We start from the raw sequence: 15524 nt of genomic DNA, 5'->3' as shown, positions 1-15524 counted from the left end.
GCGCGCCCGCGGCAGGATGCGATGAGGAAGGCGGGCGCAAACGGGTAGTTTATGATTTCCGCGGCCAGTTGGCAAGGGCGGCCGCCGGGGGGGCGGTGGGAGCCGGGTGAGGCAGGGAGCAGGGAGAACGCGGCGGGGCTGTGCAGGGAAACGGCTGGCGGCAAGGGCGCAAGCCATGAAGACCGCTGCCCCGAAAAGCGCCTTGCGCGGCCCCCGCGCCGCCTCAGGCGTGGCGCGGGGGTTCACATCGGGAAGGGGCTAGGCCTTGCAGCAGTCCTCGACCTTGAAGAAGGCCGCGGCGCCGGCGCCGCACACCGGGCAGGATTCCACCGGGCCCTGGTGCGTGTATCCGCAGAACTTGCAGACGTAGTAGTCCTCGTTGGAGATCCTGGAGGGGTTCTCCATGGCCTTCTTGTACAGCTCGGCGTGGATCTCCTCCACCTTGTTGACGTAGCCGAAATAGCGGGCGATGGCGGTCTTGCCTTCCTCCTCGGCCTCCTTGATCATTTCGGGATACATCTTGGTGTATTCGTGGGTCTCGCCGCCGAGGGCGTCCTTGAGATTTTCCATGGTGGTGCCGATCTTGCCCGCGTTCTTGAGATGCGTGTGGGCATGGACGGTCTCCGAGGCCGCGGCCGCGCGGAAGAGCTTGGCGATCTGGGGCATGCCCTCCTGGTCGGCCACCTTGGCGAAGGCGAGATATTTGCGGTTGGCCTGGGATTCGCCGGCAAAGGCGTCCATCAGGTTCTGGTCGGTCTTGCTCATGGTGTGATTCTCCTCATTGGGGTTTTTGCTAAACAAGAGTCATTCCTGTTTAGGAGAATGGGCGGGCTTTGTAAAGCGCTTTCTGGCATGAGCCCCGCCTCCCCGCGCTCGCGTCAACGCCTTTACAGCGCGGCGCGGCGCGGCTATGCTTGCGCCCCGGCCTTTCCACCCGCCCCCGGCGGCCAACGGAGACCCCAGATGGAAGAATTTTCACGCATCCAGCGCCTGCCCCCCTATGTCTTCGCCGTGGTGGGCGACCTCAAGATGAAGCTCCGGCGGCAGAATATCGACATCGTCGACTTCAGCATGGGCAACCCGGACATCCCCACCCCGCAGCATGTGGTGGACAAGCTCGTGGAGGCGGCGCAAAAGCCGGTGAACCACCGCTATTCGCTCTCCCGCGGCATCCCCAACCTGCGCAAGGCCATCTGCGACCGCTACCGCCGCCTCTACGGCGTGGAGCTTGACCCGGACACTGAGGCCATCGTGACCATGGGTTCCAAGGAGGGCCTGGCGCACCTCTGCCTTGCCATGCTCCAGCCCGGGGACGTGGTGCTGGCGCCCGACCCGACCTATCCCATCCACAAATATGCGCCCATCATCGCCGGCGCGGACGTGCGCAGCGTGCCCATCGGGCCGGGGCGCGACTTTTTTGAGGACCTGACCGAGGCCATGCGCCACGCCTGGCCCAAGCCCAAGCTGCTCTTCCTCTGCTATCCGCACAATCCCACCACCGAGGTGACGGACCTCGAATTTTTCCGCAAGGTGGTGGATTTCGCCAAGGAAAACGACATCTGGGTCATCCATGACCTCGCCTATGCCGACCTCACCTTCGACGGCTACGAGGCGCCGAGCTTCCTGCAGGTGCCCGGGGCCATCGACGTGGGCGTGGAGTTTTCCACCCTGTCCAAGAGCTATTCCATGCCCGGCTGGCGCGTGGGCTTCTGCCTCGGGAACCCGCGGCTCATCCACGCGCTTGCGCGCATCAAGAGCTATCTCGATTACGGCATCTTCCAGCCCATCCAGATCGCCTCCACCGTGGCGCTCAACGGGCCCGACGACTGTGTGCGGGAAGTGCGCGACATCTACCGCGAGCGCCGCGACAAGCTCATCGAGGGCCTGAACCGCATCGGCTGGGAGGCGGCGCCGCCCAAGGCCACCATGTTCGTCTGGGCGCGCATCCCCGAGCCCTTCCGCAAGATGGGCTCGGTGGAGTTTTCCAAGCTGCTGCTCAACGAGGCCCATGTGGCGGTGTCCCCGGGGCTGGGCTTCGGCTCCTATGGCGACGAGTATGTGCGATTCGCGCTCATCGAAAACGAGCACCGCACCCGGCAGGCCGTGGCCGGCATCCGCCGCCTGCTTTCCGGGGCCGGTGCCTGAGTGGCGGCGCCAAGAAATCTTATTTTTCAGGATTCTTCCGGCACCATCGCTGCTGTCGATGCCCGTAGGGCTCGCTTTGCTCGCCAACGGGCACGGCGCTTCGCGCCGCCATCCGGTCGCAGCACCCGTCTTCCGCTTCGCTCCAGGCGGATTTAAGGAAGGCCTTTCAACTCTATTGGATACGATGACCTCATAGGAAGGGCGATGACAAAGAACAGCGAAACGCGCCCGCTGGGCGTGGGACTGGCCGGCTTCGGCACCGTGGGCAGCGGCCTCGCGCGGCTGCTCGTGGACAATGCCGACATCATCCGCAGGCGCACCGGCCGCGACATGGCAATCCGCGCCGTGCTCGTGCGCGACGCCAACAAGGCCCGCGGGGTGCCGCTGCCCGCCGGCGCCGCGCTCACCACCGACCCGGCCAGGCTCGTCAACGACCCGGAAATCGACGTGCTCGTGGAGCTCATGGGCGGCATCGACGCCGCACGCAGCATCATCGCGGACGCGCTTGAGCACGGCAAGCACGTGGTCACGGCCAACAAGGCCCTCCTCGCCGAGGACGGGCTCGCGCTCTTCCGGCTGGCGCGGAAGAAGCGGCGCATCCTGCGCTATGAGGCCAGCGTGGCCGGGGCCATCCCGGTGGTGCAGGCGCTCAAGGAGAGCCTTGTGGGCAACCGCGTCGAATCCCTCATGGGCATCCTGAACGGCACGAGCAACTATATCCTCTCCGAGATGACGGCCAACGGCCTGGAATTCGGCGAGGCCCTGCGCCAGGCGCAGGAACTGGGCTTCGCCGAGGCCGACCCCACGCTGGACATCGACGGCCACGACGCGGCGCACAAGCTCATTTTGCTCATTCGCCTCGCCTGGGGCGCGGACTATCCGTACGCCGCCCTCGCCGTGCGCGGCATCCGCGGCATGGCTGCGGTGGACATCCGCTTCGCGCGGGAATTTGGCTACCGCATCAAGCTCATCGGCCAGGCGCGGCTGGCCGGGGCGGCGGACGGCGCCCCCGCCGGCGCCAAAACCCCGCTGCGCCTCGAGGCCGGCGTCTTCCCCGCGCTCGTGCACCATACCTACCTGCTCGCGCGCGTGGGCGGGGCCTACAATGCCCTGCGCGTGGACGCCAACGCCGCCGGGCCGCTCTTTTTCCACGGCCGCGGCGCCGGGAGCCTGCCCACGGCCGGGGCCGTGCTCGCGGACCTCATGGCCGTGGCCCGCGAGGAGCGGCCCAACAATACCGGGTTTGCGGACGGCGAGCTCGAGCGCGCGGCCATCGTGCCGCCCGAGGACTGGCGCTCGCCCTATTATGTGCGCGTCATGGTGGAGGATACGCCGGGCGTTTTGCGCGACATCTCGGGCTGCATGGCCGCCGAGGGCATCAGCGTGGCCCAGATGATCCAGAAGGCCGGCGACGGCGCGAGCGGCGTGCCGCTCGTGTTCATGACCCACGAAACGACGGCCCGCGCCATGAGCGGCGCCTTGAAGCGCGCCGCTGACGCGGGCCTGTTGCGTGAACCGGCGGTGTATTACCGGGTGCTCTAAAGCACGAGTTCCGTATTGGAGATGATTTCCTCGCGCAGCTCCAGAAGCTCCATGGAGGTGTGCTCGCGCGGCCGCGGCAGGTTGACCGCGTATTCGGTCTTGAGCGTGCCCGGCAGCTTCCCTTCCATGAGCACGATGCGGTCGCCCAGAAAGAGCGCCTCGTCGATATTGTTGGTGACGAAGAGCACGGTGCGCCGCTCCTTTTCCCAGATGCGGGCCGTCTCCACCTGCATGTACATGCGCGTCTGCGCGTCGAGCTGGCCGAAGGGCTCGTCCAGCAGCATGACCTTGGGCGAATTGGCGTAGGCCCGGGCGATACCCACGCGCTGCTTCATGCCGCCCGAGAGCTGGTGCGGATAGTGCTTCTCGAAGCCCTCGAGGCCCACCATCTTGATATAGTGGTCGGCGATGGCGTGACGCTCCTCCGCGGGCACGCCGCGCAGCTTGAGGCCGAGCTCCACATTGTCGCGCACGTTTTTCCACGCGAAGAGCATGTAGCTCTGGAACACGATGCCGCGGTCGGGCCCCGGGCCGGTGATGGGCTCGCCGTCAAGGGTGACATAGCCCTTGTCCGGGATCTCCAGGCCCGCGATGATCTTGAGCAGGGTGGACTTGCCGCTCTGACCTGGCCCCAGCACCACCAGGAACTCGTTTTCGTAGACATCGAGGGTGATGTCCCGGATGACCGGCACGGCCTGGTTGCCCTTCTGGATGAAGGTCTTGCTGATGTCCTCGCAGTGGATCTTCACCGGCGGCGCACCGGCCGGGCGCGGCGGCGGGGGCGCGTTGAGCGGCTCCTGCACGAGCACGCCGCTGGCGGTGCCCTCCTCGATGCCTTCTTGTATCTCTCCCTTGATGATGGCGTTGTAGTGGTCGTCCACGGCCTTTTCAAACTGCTCGTTGACTTCCTCGCTCACACTCTTGGGCATGGTCTCCCCCTGCGCCGTTAGATGTTGTCGATGCTGCGCTTCCAGGGGCAGCACTTGCGCTCCAGCAGGGCAATGGCCAGGGAGCTGAGCCAGGCGGCGGCCGCGATGAGCAGCATGCCGCTGAGAACCAGGGCCGGGCTGTGGGTGTCCATGCCGCGCTTGATGAGGAAGCCCAAGCCGTCGCGCGAATTCATGAGCTCCGCGGCGAGCACGCAGGTCCACGCGGCGCTGAGCGAGATCTGGAGCCCGGCGAAGATGGCCGGGAAGGAGGCGGGCAGGCAGACGTTGAAGATCTCGTCGCGCCGGGAACCGCCGAGCACGCGGATAACGTCGAAGAGGTCCGGGTCCACGAGGCGCACGCCGTTATAGGCGTTGAGCAGGCAGGGCACGAAGGTGCCGATGATGATGATGAACACCTTTGAGGTCTCGCCGATGCCGAACCAGAGGATGGCGAGCGACACCCAGGCGATGGGCGGCATGGGCTTGAACAGGTCGAAGAGCGGCTTGACGATGGCGTTGACCGTCTTGTTGAGCGCCATGAAGAGCCCCAGCGGCGTGGCCACGAGGCTCGCCAGCACGAAGCCCACGAGCACGCGCTGGGTGCTGCCCCAGATGTGGCCCCAGAGATTGTTGCCCGCGAAGTTCATGGTGGTGAGCCGGATGACCTGATCCAGCACCTCTTTGGGAGTGGCGAGGGAGTTCTGGAAGATCTTGTTCACCGCCGTCCAGTGCCAGAGGGCGAAAAAGCCCACCAGGGACACGGTGTAGAGAAAATACCTGTTGGTTATGAGCTTGTAGAACGTGAAGCGGCCGCGTTCGCTGGCATGGTCCACGGTCTCATTGGCTATGGAAGACGAAGCCATGCTTACCTCCTGATGCCGGCGAGCAGCTTTTTCTCAATGCGGTCGATGATGAAGCCGATGACGGCGCCGGACAGGCCCACGCAGATCATGCCGAGCACGATGAGGTCGGGCCGCGCCACGCGGCCGCCCATGGTGATGAGGTAGCCCAGGCCCGAGTCCGCGGCGAGCAGTTCCGCGCCCACGAGGTTGGTCCAGCAATAGGCGAGCGCCAGCTGGAGCGCGCCGAAGACCATGGGGAGCGACGAGGGGATGCAGAGCTGCTTGAAGATCTGCCAGTCGCTTGCGCCGTAGGTGCGCGCCATCTGGATGAGCACCGGGTTGGTCATGCGCACGCCCACATAGGCGTTGATGACACAGGGCACGATGCCGGCGATCCAGATGATGAACACCTTGCCCGTGAGGCCGATGCCGAACCAGAACACGGTCAGCGGAATCCACGCGATGGGCGGTATGGGGCGGATAAGCTCGAAAATGGGCCGGAACAGCCCCTCGGCAATCTTGAACCAGCCCATGGCGAGCCCCAGCGGGATGCCCACGAGAAGCGCCAGCACATAGCCCGTGAAGGCCTCCTCGATGCTGGTCTTGAAGTGGGTGAACATGATGGCGCCGTCCGGGTTGGGGTCGCCGATCTTGTCGATGAAGGCACTCACCACCTGGCTCGGCGAGGCGAGCATGGTGGGCGGGATCATGTCGGAGCGCACCACCCCCTCCCAGAGGATGAAAAAGGCGATGACGCTGATCCAGGGGAGCGCGCGGACCAGGGCCGACTCTTTGACGACGACGGTCTGATAGGCCATGAGGGACTCCTGCTTGACGGCCGCCGGTTACCACCAGCGGATGAGGTCAGTGACCTGGCGGCGCAGGTCCACGAAACGGGGGTCGATGAGCTTGCGGGGCCTGGGCAGGTCCACGATGATCTCTTCCTTGACCTTGGTGGGCTTGTTGGTCAGCACAAGGATGCGCTCGGCCACGTAGACGGCCTCCTCGATGTTGTGCGTCACGAAGAGGATGGTGCTGTTGAGTTTTTGCCACAAATTGACGAGCTCGTCCTCGAGGTAGAAGCGCAGCTTCACGTCCAGCTGGCCGTAAGGCTCGTCCATGAGCAGAAGGTCCGGGTTGACCGCGAAGGCGCGGGACACGGCGATGCGCTGCATCATGCTGGCCGAGACCTGGTTCGGGTAGAGGTCGGCGCAGGAGGCGAGGCCCACGAGATCCATGATCTCCTGGGCGCGCTGCTCGCGCTCGGCCTTGGGCACGCCCTTGACCTCCATGCCGTAGGCCACGTTTTCGCGCACCGTGCGCCAGGGCAGGCAGGTGGGCTCCTGGAACACATAGGCGATGTTGTGCGCCTTGGGGTTGGCCTCCTTGCCGTCGATGAGGATCTCGCCCTCGGTGGCCGGCATGAGCTTGGAAAGGCAGTTCAAAAAGGTGGTCTTGCCGCAGCCCGTGGGGCCCACGATGGCCAGCAGCTCGCCCTTGCGGATGGTGAAGTTGATGCCGTCCAGCACGGTGAGGTCGCCGAAGCGCTTGGTAAGGTTGTTGACCCTGATCTTGATTTCGTTCTCAGCTTGGGCAGGCATGTGGGCTCCTTGAAAAGATGACGGCGGGGACCCCGGGTGCGCTGGGCGGCCTTCCGGGGCCCGCCGGGCGGGGCCCCGCCCCTTTGTGGGGGGGCGGAGCCACCTTGCCGGCGCTCCCTACTTGTAGGGAGGCACGGGCTGCTTGACCATCTTCATGAACTTGGGCGTCACATAGTTGGCGTCCTTGACCTTCTCGTATTCCTGGGGGCTCAGTCGGCCAAGATCGGTGAAGAACTTGGCGAGGTACTGCTGCCACTTCTGGGCCTCGCTCGTGCCCTTGGAATCGTCGAGGACCACGAGCTGCTCGTCGAAGTCAAAGACCGGGTGCGTCTTGATGTCCTTCAGGGCCACCTCGGGGGTGTACTGCTGGCCCGCCCACTCGAGGAAGAAGCGGCGGTAGAGCGGCTCGATGACTTCGGCGGGCTCGTTCTTCAGCATGTGGATGCCGCGCATGTAGGCGCGCAGGAAGGCCGCGATGACCTCGGGGTTCTCGTCGGCATACTTCTTGTCGGCCTGGATGACGATGGGCAGCGTCTCGCCGCAGTTCTTGATGTCGCCCGCGAGCTTCCAGCCCTTTTCCATGCCCACATAGAGCTGGGGCGCCCACAGGGAGACGCCGTCGCCGATGCCGTTCTCAAAGGCGGAGAGCGCCTGGGGCTGGTCCATGTTCTTGATGACCACGTCCTTGTCGGTCAGGCCGAGCACATGCAGCCAGGAAGAGAGCGCCATGTGCGGGCTGGACATGGTGGTGCAGAGGAAGGTCTTGCCGCGCACGGTCTCGGGGCTGCCGAGCACGTCAGGATACTTGGGGTTCCAGCCCTTGACCTTGGCGATGGGGCTGTCCGGCCGCACGAGCACGCCGTTGGTGTAGGACTCGTCGTTGCCGATGCCTATGACATAGGTGTCATAGCGCAGGCCGCCCCACACCGCGGGCACGGCGCCATTGCCCGCCACCACCCAGGAGCCCGAGGGGAGCGCGTTGACGATGTCCATGCCGGAGTTGAAGTAGTTGATCTCGAGGTCGATGCCCTCTTCCTTGTCCCAGCCCATCTCATGGGCGAGCCAGGCCGCGAAGGTCTCGTTCTCGTTCATCCAGGCCGAGGGCACCTTGACCGGGTTCTGGGGCGAGAGCTCCTTGGCCTCGCCGGCCACGGCCGTGGCCAGCAGGAACGCCAGTGCGAGCACAAGTGCCGCGAGGGAACGCAGTTTCATCCTCAATCCTCCCGTAAAAGGGTTGCGCGTCCGGCGCATGCCGGACAAAACCTAGGACGCCACGCAGGAACGGACCTTCTGGGCCGCCGGGGCCGGCTGGCCGGCGACGCCCTTGGGGTCGTAGGTGCGCGTGGTCGTGACCTTGTACTGGGTGAAGAAGTCGATGCCGCCCTTGCCCTGCACCTTGTCCGTGCCGAGCAGCGAGCCCTTGATGCCGCCGAAGGGCACGAAGGGATGCGGCGCGCAGATGCCCACGTTGACGCCCACCATGCCCACGTCGGTGTCACGGCTGAACACGTCCGCATAGTGCATGTTCTGGGTGAAGATGCAGGCGCCGTTGCCGTATTCGGAGCTGTTGATGAGCCCGATGGCGTCGTGGATGTCGGCCACCTTGATGGTCGCCACCAGCGGGCCGAAGACCTCGGTGGTGAAGAGCGGGTTGCAGGGCGTCACGTCGCGGATGATGCAGGGGCCCACGAAGTAGCCGTTCTTGTTCTTCTCGGGCAGGTCCACCTTGCGGCGGTCGAGCACGAGCTTGCAGCCGTGGCCGTGGTTGAGGGCGATGTCCACATAGCCGAGCACGTTGTCGGCGGCCTTGCGCGAGATGAGCGGGCCCATGTAGACATCGGGGTCAAAGGCGTCGCCCACCTTGACGGTCTTGGAGGCCTCGATCATCCGTTCCACCACCTCGTCGTAGACCTCGGGCACCGCGGCCACGATGGAGCCGGCGAGACAGCGCTGCCCGGCCGAGCCGTAGCAGGAATTGAGGAAGTTGGTGATGAAGACGTCCATGTTGCTGTCTTCCATGACGAGCAGCACGTTCTTGGCGCCGCCGAGCAGCATGGAGCGCTTGGCGCCCTTGGCGCAGCCCGCGGCCATGGCCTTGGCCGTGGGCGTGGAGCCCACGAGGCACACGCCGGCCATGCGCGGGTCTTCATACCACGAGCCCGGGATGTCGCGGTTGCCGTGGATGACGTTGACCACGCCGGCCGGCAGCTCGATCTCCTGGAAGATCTCGCACATGAGCTGCATGAAATAGGGCGACTGGGTGGAGGGCTTGAAGATGAAGGTGTCGCCCGCGGCGATGGCGTAGGGGATGAACCAGCCGAACACCAGTGCCGGGAAATTGAACGGCGCCACGCCGCCGAACACGCCGAGCGGCTGGCGCACCACCTTGGCCGAGATATTGGTGGAGATGTAGTCGAGCGTGTCGCCCTGGATGGTGGAGGGGGTGGCCGCCGCGGACTCGATGATCTCGATGACGCGCTGCACCTCGCCGCGGGCCTCGGAAATGTGCTTGGCCTGGTCAAGGGCGATGGCCTGGGCCAGTTTTTCGAGATCGCGCACCATGCAGTCGCGGATCTTGTAGATATAGGTCATGCGCTTGGCGATGGGCAGGTTGCGCCAGGGCCGGTACGCGGCGTAGGCCGTGGCGATGGCCGCCTCGGCCGTGGCCGGGCCTGAGATGGGCACGCTGCCGATCTCCTCGCCCGTGGACGGGTTGTAGAGCGGCACGCGCTTGCCGTTGGCCTCTTCCTGCCATTCGCCGTTGATGAAGTTTTTGATCCTGATGTCCGCCATTGTCTCCTCCACAGGGTTTATGCTCGCGGGGAAGGCGGAGAACTGGCCAGGAGGGTGTGCCGGGGGCCAGGTCTCCGCCTCCCGCTGCCATGCTGCCGCTTGCGCCGTGCCGCCGCCTGGGGGGCCATGGCGGCCGGCCCGTGACGCAAACTTCTATGGTGATTCTCTGATACCCTGTGCCAGTGTCGGGCGACTTGCGGTTTTCAGACAAACTTTGTCGAAAAGAGGACAAAGTGCGGGCGGCGCAGCGGGGCCAGGGCAGAGTGGCCGAGCAGGTACCGTGACGGGAGAGGGACGGAAAAAGGGAATGGAGGAGACGGAAGAGAAGAGCCCCGGCTCAGGCGCCGTGGCTGCCGAAGGCCACCTTGCCCGGGGTGAAGCCGAAATGTTCCTTGAAGGTGGCGATGAAGGCCGACACCGAGGAATAGCCGCAATCGAGCGCCACGGCCGTGACGCTCTCGCCCTGGCGCAGGCGCGCGTGCGCGCTCTGCATCCGCTGGAACTGGCGCCAGCTTCTGAAGGAGGTGCCGGTCTCGCGCCGGAAGAGGCGCCCCAGGTTGCGCTCGCTCATGCCGAGGCGGCCGGCCCACTCGCTCAGGGTGCTGGCCTCGCCCGGGGTGGTGAGCAGGATGGTGCACAGCTCGAGAAGGCGGTGGTCGCGCGGCATGGCCTGGGGCTCGGGCACTTCGGGGAGGTCGAGCAAAAGGTCGAGCAGGGTCACGATGAGGCGACCGCGGGCGTCGTCACCGTAGACGCTGGGCTGCGGGCTCAGGTAGAGCAGGATCTCGCGCACGAGCGGCGTGATCTTGAGCATGTGGCAGCGGGTGAAGCGCTCCACGCCGAGCAGCACGGACTGGTCGATCCAGAGGCTGCAATCCTTGGAGTCGCAGGGCACGTACCATTCGTGGCGCAGCCCCGCGGGTATCCAGATGGCGCGGTGCGGCGGCGCGAGCCAGTTGCCGTATTCGGTGCAGATGACGATGCCGCCGTGCGCGGTATAGGCGAGCTCGCCCCAGGGATGCGCGTGGGGCCGGCTCCAGCTCTTGGCGCAAAAATCGTCGTTGAACCAGAAGACCGGCCGCTGGGCCGTGTCAAAGGGGACGAGATAGAGCTTGGCTTCCTGGGATTCCATGGGGCACCTTGCGCGCATGCGGCGCCGGAAAAGCCGGCGCGGGGGCGCCCCGCGTCAGGCTCGGGCCGGCCCGTTCCGCCATCATACGGCGAGGCGCCGCCCTTCTGCAAGGCCTTTGCCCGCCCCGGAGAAGTCCCGGGCGCCCGGGGACGGCCCGAAAGCGCCGGCCCTCAGCCAGCGTATTCCGGCGCAAGCACGCAGCGCGGCGGGAAGTCCCCGGGCAGGTCCAGCAGGGGCCGGCCGGCGAGCATGGCGCAGATGCCGGGCATGAGGGCCGCGTCCCAGGGGATGATGTCGTAGATCTCGCCCGGGCCGCCCAGGGGCAGGTCTTCCACCCGGCCGTCGTCGTGGAGCAAAAAGAGGCACATGCCGCCGCCGTCTTCCTGATGGCGGCGGGACGAGCCGCCGAGGAGCCAGCCGCCCTCCACGCGCAGTGCCCCGCGCAGGAAGTGGCTTTGCGTCACGGGCCAGCGGGCGTCCTCGCGCAGGCCGCCGTGCCCGTCCTCCATATAGCGGAAAAACATGCCCCGCGCCGAGGAGCAGCAATAGACCGCGCCCTCCCATTGGATCAGCGAATGCGGGCAGTCGAGGCCCTGTGCCGCCACGCGCGCGATGGTGCGCCCGTCGTGGCGGCGCAGGTGGAAGAGGCAGCCCAGGCCCTCGGCCTGCCAGCCCGGGAAGTCGCGCTTCAGGCCCGCGAAGGGCTGGTAGTTGAAGGCCGAGACGAGCAGGCCGCCCATCCAGCTGATGAAGTCATTGAGGTGGATGGCGTCCGGCGGCAGGGCCGGCCGGCCGTCGCCCTGCGCGGCCGCTTCCAGCCAGCCCTCCAGCGGCGAAAGCGAGAAGAGCGCCTTCATGCCCCCGAGCACGAGCACGCGCGAATTGCCCGTGTCGGCCACGCCCAGGGCCGCGCCCCCGGCAAAGTCCAGCGGCTTCACGCTGTGCGCTAGGTTCTCGTGCGGGCCCGGGAGCGGCAGCAGGGTGACGCCCGCGGCGTCCAGCCGCTGCACCTCGTTGTCCGTGGCCACCCAGAGGGCGCCCTGGTGCACGCAGATGCCGCAGGCCCTGAGCACATTGCCCGGGCAGTACCAGAAGGGCACGCGTTTCGCGAGGTCATAGCCCACCAGCGAGACGCTGCTGTTGACGCAGCCGAGCAGGACGCGCATGACTTAGCCCGCGATGCGCTCGCACACGGCCGCGCCCATGGCTGCGCAGCCCACGAGGGTCTTGCCCGGCTCCATGATGTCGGCCGTGCGGAAGCCGTCGGCGAGGGTGCGCCGCACCGCGGCCTCGATGCAGTCCGCCTCCTCGGGCAGGTGCAGCCCGAGGCGCAGCAGCATGGCCCCGGAGAGGATGGTCGCCAGCGGGTTGGCCTTGTCCTCGCCCGCGATGTCCGGCGCGGAACCGTGGATGGGCTCGAACAGGCCCGGGCCGCTGGCGCCCAGCGAGGCCGAGGGCAGCATGCCGAGCGAGCCGGTGATGACCGAGGCCTCGTCCGAGAGGATGTCGCCGAAGATGTTGCCCGTGAGGATGACATCGAACTGCGAGGGGTCGCGCACGAGCTGCATGGCGGCATTGTCCACATAGAGGTGCGAGAGCTCGACGGCGGGATATTCCTTGTGCGTCTCGAGCACCACCTCGCGCCAGAGGCGCGAGGTCTCGAGCACGTTGCTCTTTTCCACGGAGCAGACCTTCTTCCGCCGCCCGAGGGCCGTCTCGAAGGCCACCCTGGCGATGCGGCGGATCTCCTCCTCGTTGTAGATCATGGTGTTGTAGCCCGTGCGCAGGCCGTCGCGCAGTTCCTGGCCGCGCGGCTCGCCGAAATAGATGTCGCCCGTGAGCTCGCGCACCACGATGAGGTCAAGGCCGCGCGCCGCGATGTCCGGCCTGAGCAGGCAGGCGCCGGCGAGCTCGGGGAAGAGCATGGCGGGCCGCAAATTGGCGAAGAGCCCCAGCGCCTTGCGGATGCCGAGCAGGCCGCGCTCCGGGCGCTTCTGCGGCGCGAGGCCGTTCCACTTGGGGCCGCCCACCGAGGCGAGGTACACCGCGTCCGATTCCAGGCATTTGGTCACGGTCTCCTGCGGCAGGGGTTCGCCGCAGGCGTCCACGGCGGCGCCGCCGATGAGCGCGTCCACGAAGGTGAACTCGTGGCGGAAGCGCCTGGCCACGGCCTTGAGCGCGGCCACGCCCTGCGCCAGGATCTCCGGGCCGATGCCGTCGCCCGGCAAGAGACAGATGCGTGCGTCCATCTAGTTTCCCTCCTCCAGCCGCTGTTTCACATAGCCCACGAGGCCGCCGCTGGCGAGAATTTTGCCCATGGATTCCGGCAGGGGCGGGCAGACGATCTCCGCGCCGTTGGTAAGGTCGCGGATGCGCCCGGTGGCGGTGTCGATCTCAAGCTCGTCGCCGTCGTTGATGGCGTCCATGGCGTCGCCCACTTCCATGAGCGGGAGGCCCATGTTGAAGGCGTTGCGGTAGAAGATGCGCGCGAAGCTGTGCCCCACCACCACGGGCATGCCCGCGCCGAGGATGGCGAGGGGCGCGTGCTCCCGCGAGGAGCCGCAGCCGAAATTGCGCCCGGCCACGAGGATGTCGCCCTTGTTCACGCGGGCCACCCAGTCCGGCTCAAGCCCGGCCATGCAGTTCTCGCCCAGTTTTTCCGGGTCAGCGGTGACGAGGAAGCGCGCCGGGATGATGGCGTCCGTATCCACATGTTCGCCCACCTTGTGGGCCTTGCCCTTGTATATCATGGGTATCTTTCTCCTCTTTCTTCCCGCGCGTCACTCAAGGCCGATTTCCGGGGCAGCCTGGCATTTATGACAGGCTGCCCGGCGCTCATTCATGAGCGCCCGCGCAAAAGTGAGCGGAAACACCGCGTTGTTTCCGCGAAACGACAGCGCGTATGGTTGAAAATTTGAAAAATTTTCAACTAAATCCCTATCTCGCGTGGCCCCGCCACCTTGCCCGCCACGGCGCTGGCCGCGGCCACGATGGGGCTCGCGAGGTAGACCTGCGAGTCGAGGCTGCCCATGCGGCCCTTGAAATTGCGGTTGGTGGTGGTCACGGCCGCCTCGCCGTCGCCGAGGATGCCGGTATGCCCGCCGAGGCACGGCCCGCAGGTGCAGGGGCCGACGATACAGCCCGCATCCATGAAGACCTGCATCAGGCCCTCGGCAAGGCAGGCCTTCCACACTTCCGGCGTGGAGGGCAAAACGATGCAGCGCACCTTCTTGTGCACCTTGCGGCCGCGCAGCACCTCGGCCGCGTCGCGCATGTCGCTGATGCGGCCATTGGTGCAGGAGCCGATGACCACCTGATGGATGGGAACGTCCTTCACGTCCGATACCGGCACCACGTTGGAGGGCAGGTGCGGGCAGGCCACCACGGGCTCGAGATCCGTCACGTCCATGTGCAGCACGGCCTCGTACTTCGCGTCCGGGTCGGCGGCGAGGCCGTCCTTGAGGTCGGGCGCGACCGTGTGGCCGCGCTCCGCGCACCAGGCCAGCGTCACCGCGTCCACCGGGAAGAGGCCCACCTTGGCGCCGGCCTCGATGGCCATGTTCGCCATGGTGAGGCGCCCTTCCACGCCGAGGCCCGCGATGACCGGGCCGCCGAATTCCAGCGCCTTGTAGAGCGCGCCGTCCACGCCGATGCGGCCGATGAGCAGCAGCATGAGGTCCTTGGCGCGCAGCCAGCGCGGCATTTCGCCCGCGTATTCCACGCGGATGGTGGGGGGCACTTTGAGCCAGGTCTCGCCAAGGGCCATGGCCGCGGCGATGTCCGTGGAGCCCATGCCCGTGGCGAAGGCGCCGATGCCCCCATAGGTGCAGGTGTGGCTGTCCGCGCCGATGACGAGGTCGCCCGGGTTCACGAGGCCGAGCTCGGGCAAAAGCGTATGCTCCACGCCGCAGTTGCCGCCCTCGTAGTAGTGGGTGATCTGCTGCTCCTCGGCGAAGCGGCGGCTTATCATCACCTGGTTGGCGGAGTCGATGTCCTTCTGCGGGGTGAAGTGGTCCATGACAAGCGCGATCCTGTCGCGGTCAAAGACGCGCGCGGCGCCCATGCCGCGGAAGGACTTGATGGCGAGGGGGCCGGTGATGTCGTTGGCGAGCACCATGGAGACGCGGCACTGGACGATGGCGCCGTCCTCCACGGGCTCGTCCGTGTGGCGCTGGAGGATCTTCTGGGCGAGGGTTCTGGGCATGGTGTCTTCCTTTGGCCTGATTGTGCAGCTGCGTTGCGGGGGCGTCCCGTCTGTGCTTGCCGTCTTAACGCCGAAATTATCCGTTAAAAACAGCCTTGCTCCAGCCGTTGCGACGAAGGAAGCTACGGATGGAGACAGCAGTTAGGTAGCGCGTCAGCCAGTCAACGGAACCGCTGTCGCTATCCGTAAGCCCGGCAAGCCGGGCAACGGCTAGCGCTTTGCTGCTTGCTGCGTCAGAGAAAAATTTTCTTGGTCGAGTACTTGAGTACACTCCCTGCGAAAATTTTTATCTTCCTTGCAAGCAGCAAAAAATCTTATTTTTTAGGATTCTTCCGG

14 protein-coding genes are annotated in these 15524 nt (G+C 66.2%); 2 read left to right on the top strand and 12 right to left on the bottom strand.

Annotated elements, in window-relative coordinates; genetic code table 11:
* Positions 1 to 258 precede the first annotated feature (258 nt).
* Positions 259 to 765, bottom strand: a complete 507-nt coding sequence (locus tag HDR50_RS10410) for a rubrerythrin family protein (protein WP_291358058.1) — start codon at positions 763 to 765, stop codon at positions 259 to 261.
* Between the two features lie 198 nt (positions 766 to 963).
* Between HDR50_RS10410 and HDR50_RS10405 the strand changes: the two genes are divergently transcribed.
* Both HDR50_RS10405 and HDR50_RS10400 read left to right on the top strand, forming a co-directional pair.
* Positions 964 to 2145, top strand: coding sequence for an aminotransferase class I/II-fold pyridoxal phosphate-dependent enzyme (locus HDR50_RS10405; RefSeq protein WP_291358057.1), 1182 nt, complete (start codon positions 964 to 966; stop codon positions 2143 to 2145).
* Positions 2146 to 2349: 204 nt separating this feature from the next.
* Positions 2350 to 3687, top strand: a complete 1338-nt coding sequence (locus HDR50_RS10400) for a homoserine dehydrogenase (protein ID WP_291358056.1) — start codon at positions 2350 to 2352, stop codon at positions 3685 to 3687.
* Here HDR50_RS10400 and HDR50_RS10395 read toward each other — a convergent pair.
* The 11 genes from HDR50_RS10395 to HDR50_RS10345 form a co-directional block, all read right to left on the bottom strand.
* Positions 3684 to 4616 carry an ABC transporter ATP-binding protein gene (locus HDR50_RS10395; protein ID WP_291358055.1) on the bottom strand — a complete coding sequence of 311 codons (933 nt, stop codon included), beginning with the start codon at positions 4614 to 4616 and terminating at the stop codon, positions 3684 to 3686. The genes HDR50_RS10400 and HDR50_RS10395 overlap by 4 nt on opposite strands.
* A 17-nt stretch (positions 4617 to 4633) precedes the next feature.
* Positions 4634 to 5479, bottom strand: coding sequence for an ABC transporter permease (locus HDR50_RS10390; protein WP_291358054.1), 846 nt, complete (start codon positions 5477 to 5479; stop codon positions 4634 to 4636).
* Between the two features lie 2 nt (positions 5480 to 5481).
* The gene (locus HDR50_RS10385; protein ID WP_291358053.1) at positions 5482 to 6276 is read right to left on the bottom strand and encodes an ABC transporter permease; all 795 of its coding nucleotides are present in this window, start codon (positions 6274 to 6276) and stop codon (positions 5482 to 5484) included.
* Positions 6277 to 6303: 27 nt separating this feature from the next.
* The gene (locus HDR50_RS10380; RefSeq protein ID WP_291358052.1) at positions 6304 to 7059 is read right to left on the bottom strand and encodes an ABC transporter ATP-binding protein; all 756 of its coding nucleotides are present in this window, start codon (positions 7057 to 7059) and stop codon (positions 6304 to 6306) included.
* A 117-nt stretch (positions 7060 to 7176) separates the two neighbouring features.
* A complete protein-coding gene (locus HDR50_RS10375; RefSeq protein WP_291358051.1) occupies positions 7177 to 8271 on the bottom strand; it encodes an ABC transporter substrate-binding protein in 1095 nt (364 codons plus the stop codon).
* Positions 8272 to 8322: 51 nt separating this feature from the next.
* Positions 8323 to 9852 carry an aldehyde dehydrogenase family protein gene (locus HDR50_RS10370; protein ID WP_291358050.1) on the bottom strand — a complete coding sequence of 510 codons (1530 nt, stop codon included), beginning with the start codon at positions 9850 to 9852 and terminating at the stop codon, positions 8323 to 8325.
* 337 nt (positions 9853 to 10189) lie between these two features.
* Complete coding sequence (locus HDR50_RS10365) at positions 10190 to 10984, bottom strand: helix-turn-helix transcriptional regulator (RefSeq protein WP_291358049.1); 795 nt, start codon at positions 10982 to 10984, stop codon at positions 10190 to 10192.
* A 170-nt stretch (positions 10985 to 11154) separates the two neighbouring features.
* Entirely contained in the window at positions 11155 to 12150 is a 996-nt protein-coding gene (locus HDR50_RS10360; protein WP_291358048.1) for a hypothetical protein, read from the bottom strand.
* Positions 12151 to 12153: 3 nt separating this feature from the next.
* Positions 12154 to 13233, bottom strand: a complete 1080-nt coding sequence (gene leuB / locus HDR50_RS10355) for a 3-isopropylmalate dehydrogenase (RefSeq protein WP_291358047.1) — start codon at positions 13231 to 13233, stop codon at positions 12154 to 12156.
* Positions 13234 to 13734 (bottom strand): 3-isopropylmalate dehydratase small subunit, encoded by a 501-nt coding sequence (locus HDR50_RS10350; RefSeq protein WP_291358046.1) that lies wholly within the window; start codon positions 13732 to 13734, stop codon positions 13234 to 13236.
* A 179-nt stretch (positions 13735 to 13913) separates the two neighbouring features.
* Complete coding sequence (locus tag HDR50_RS10345) at positions 13914 to 15188, bottom strand: 3-isopropylmalate dehydratase large subunit (RefSeq protein WP_291358045.1); 1275 nt, start codon at positions 15186 to 15188, stop codon at positions 13914 to 13916.
* Positions 15189 to 15524 lie beyond the last annotated feature (336 nt).

Source organism: Desulfovibrio sp. (assembly GCF_014803725.1).
Lineage (GTDB): Bacteria > Desulfobacterota > Desulfovibrionia > Desulfovibrionales > Desulfovibrionaceae > Desulfovibrio.
Note: the sequence above shows the minus strand (reverse complement) of the source record. Positions and strands in the feature narration are given on the sequence as shown.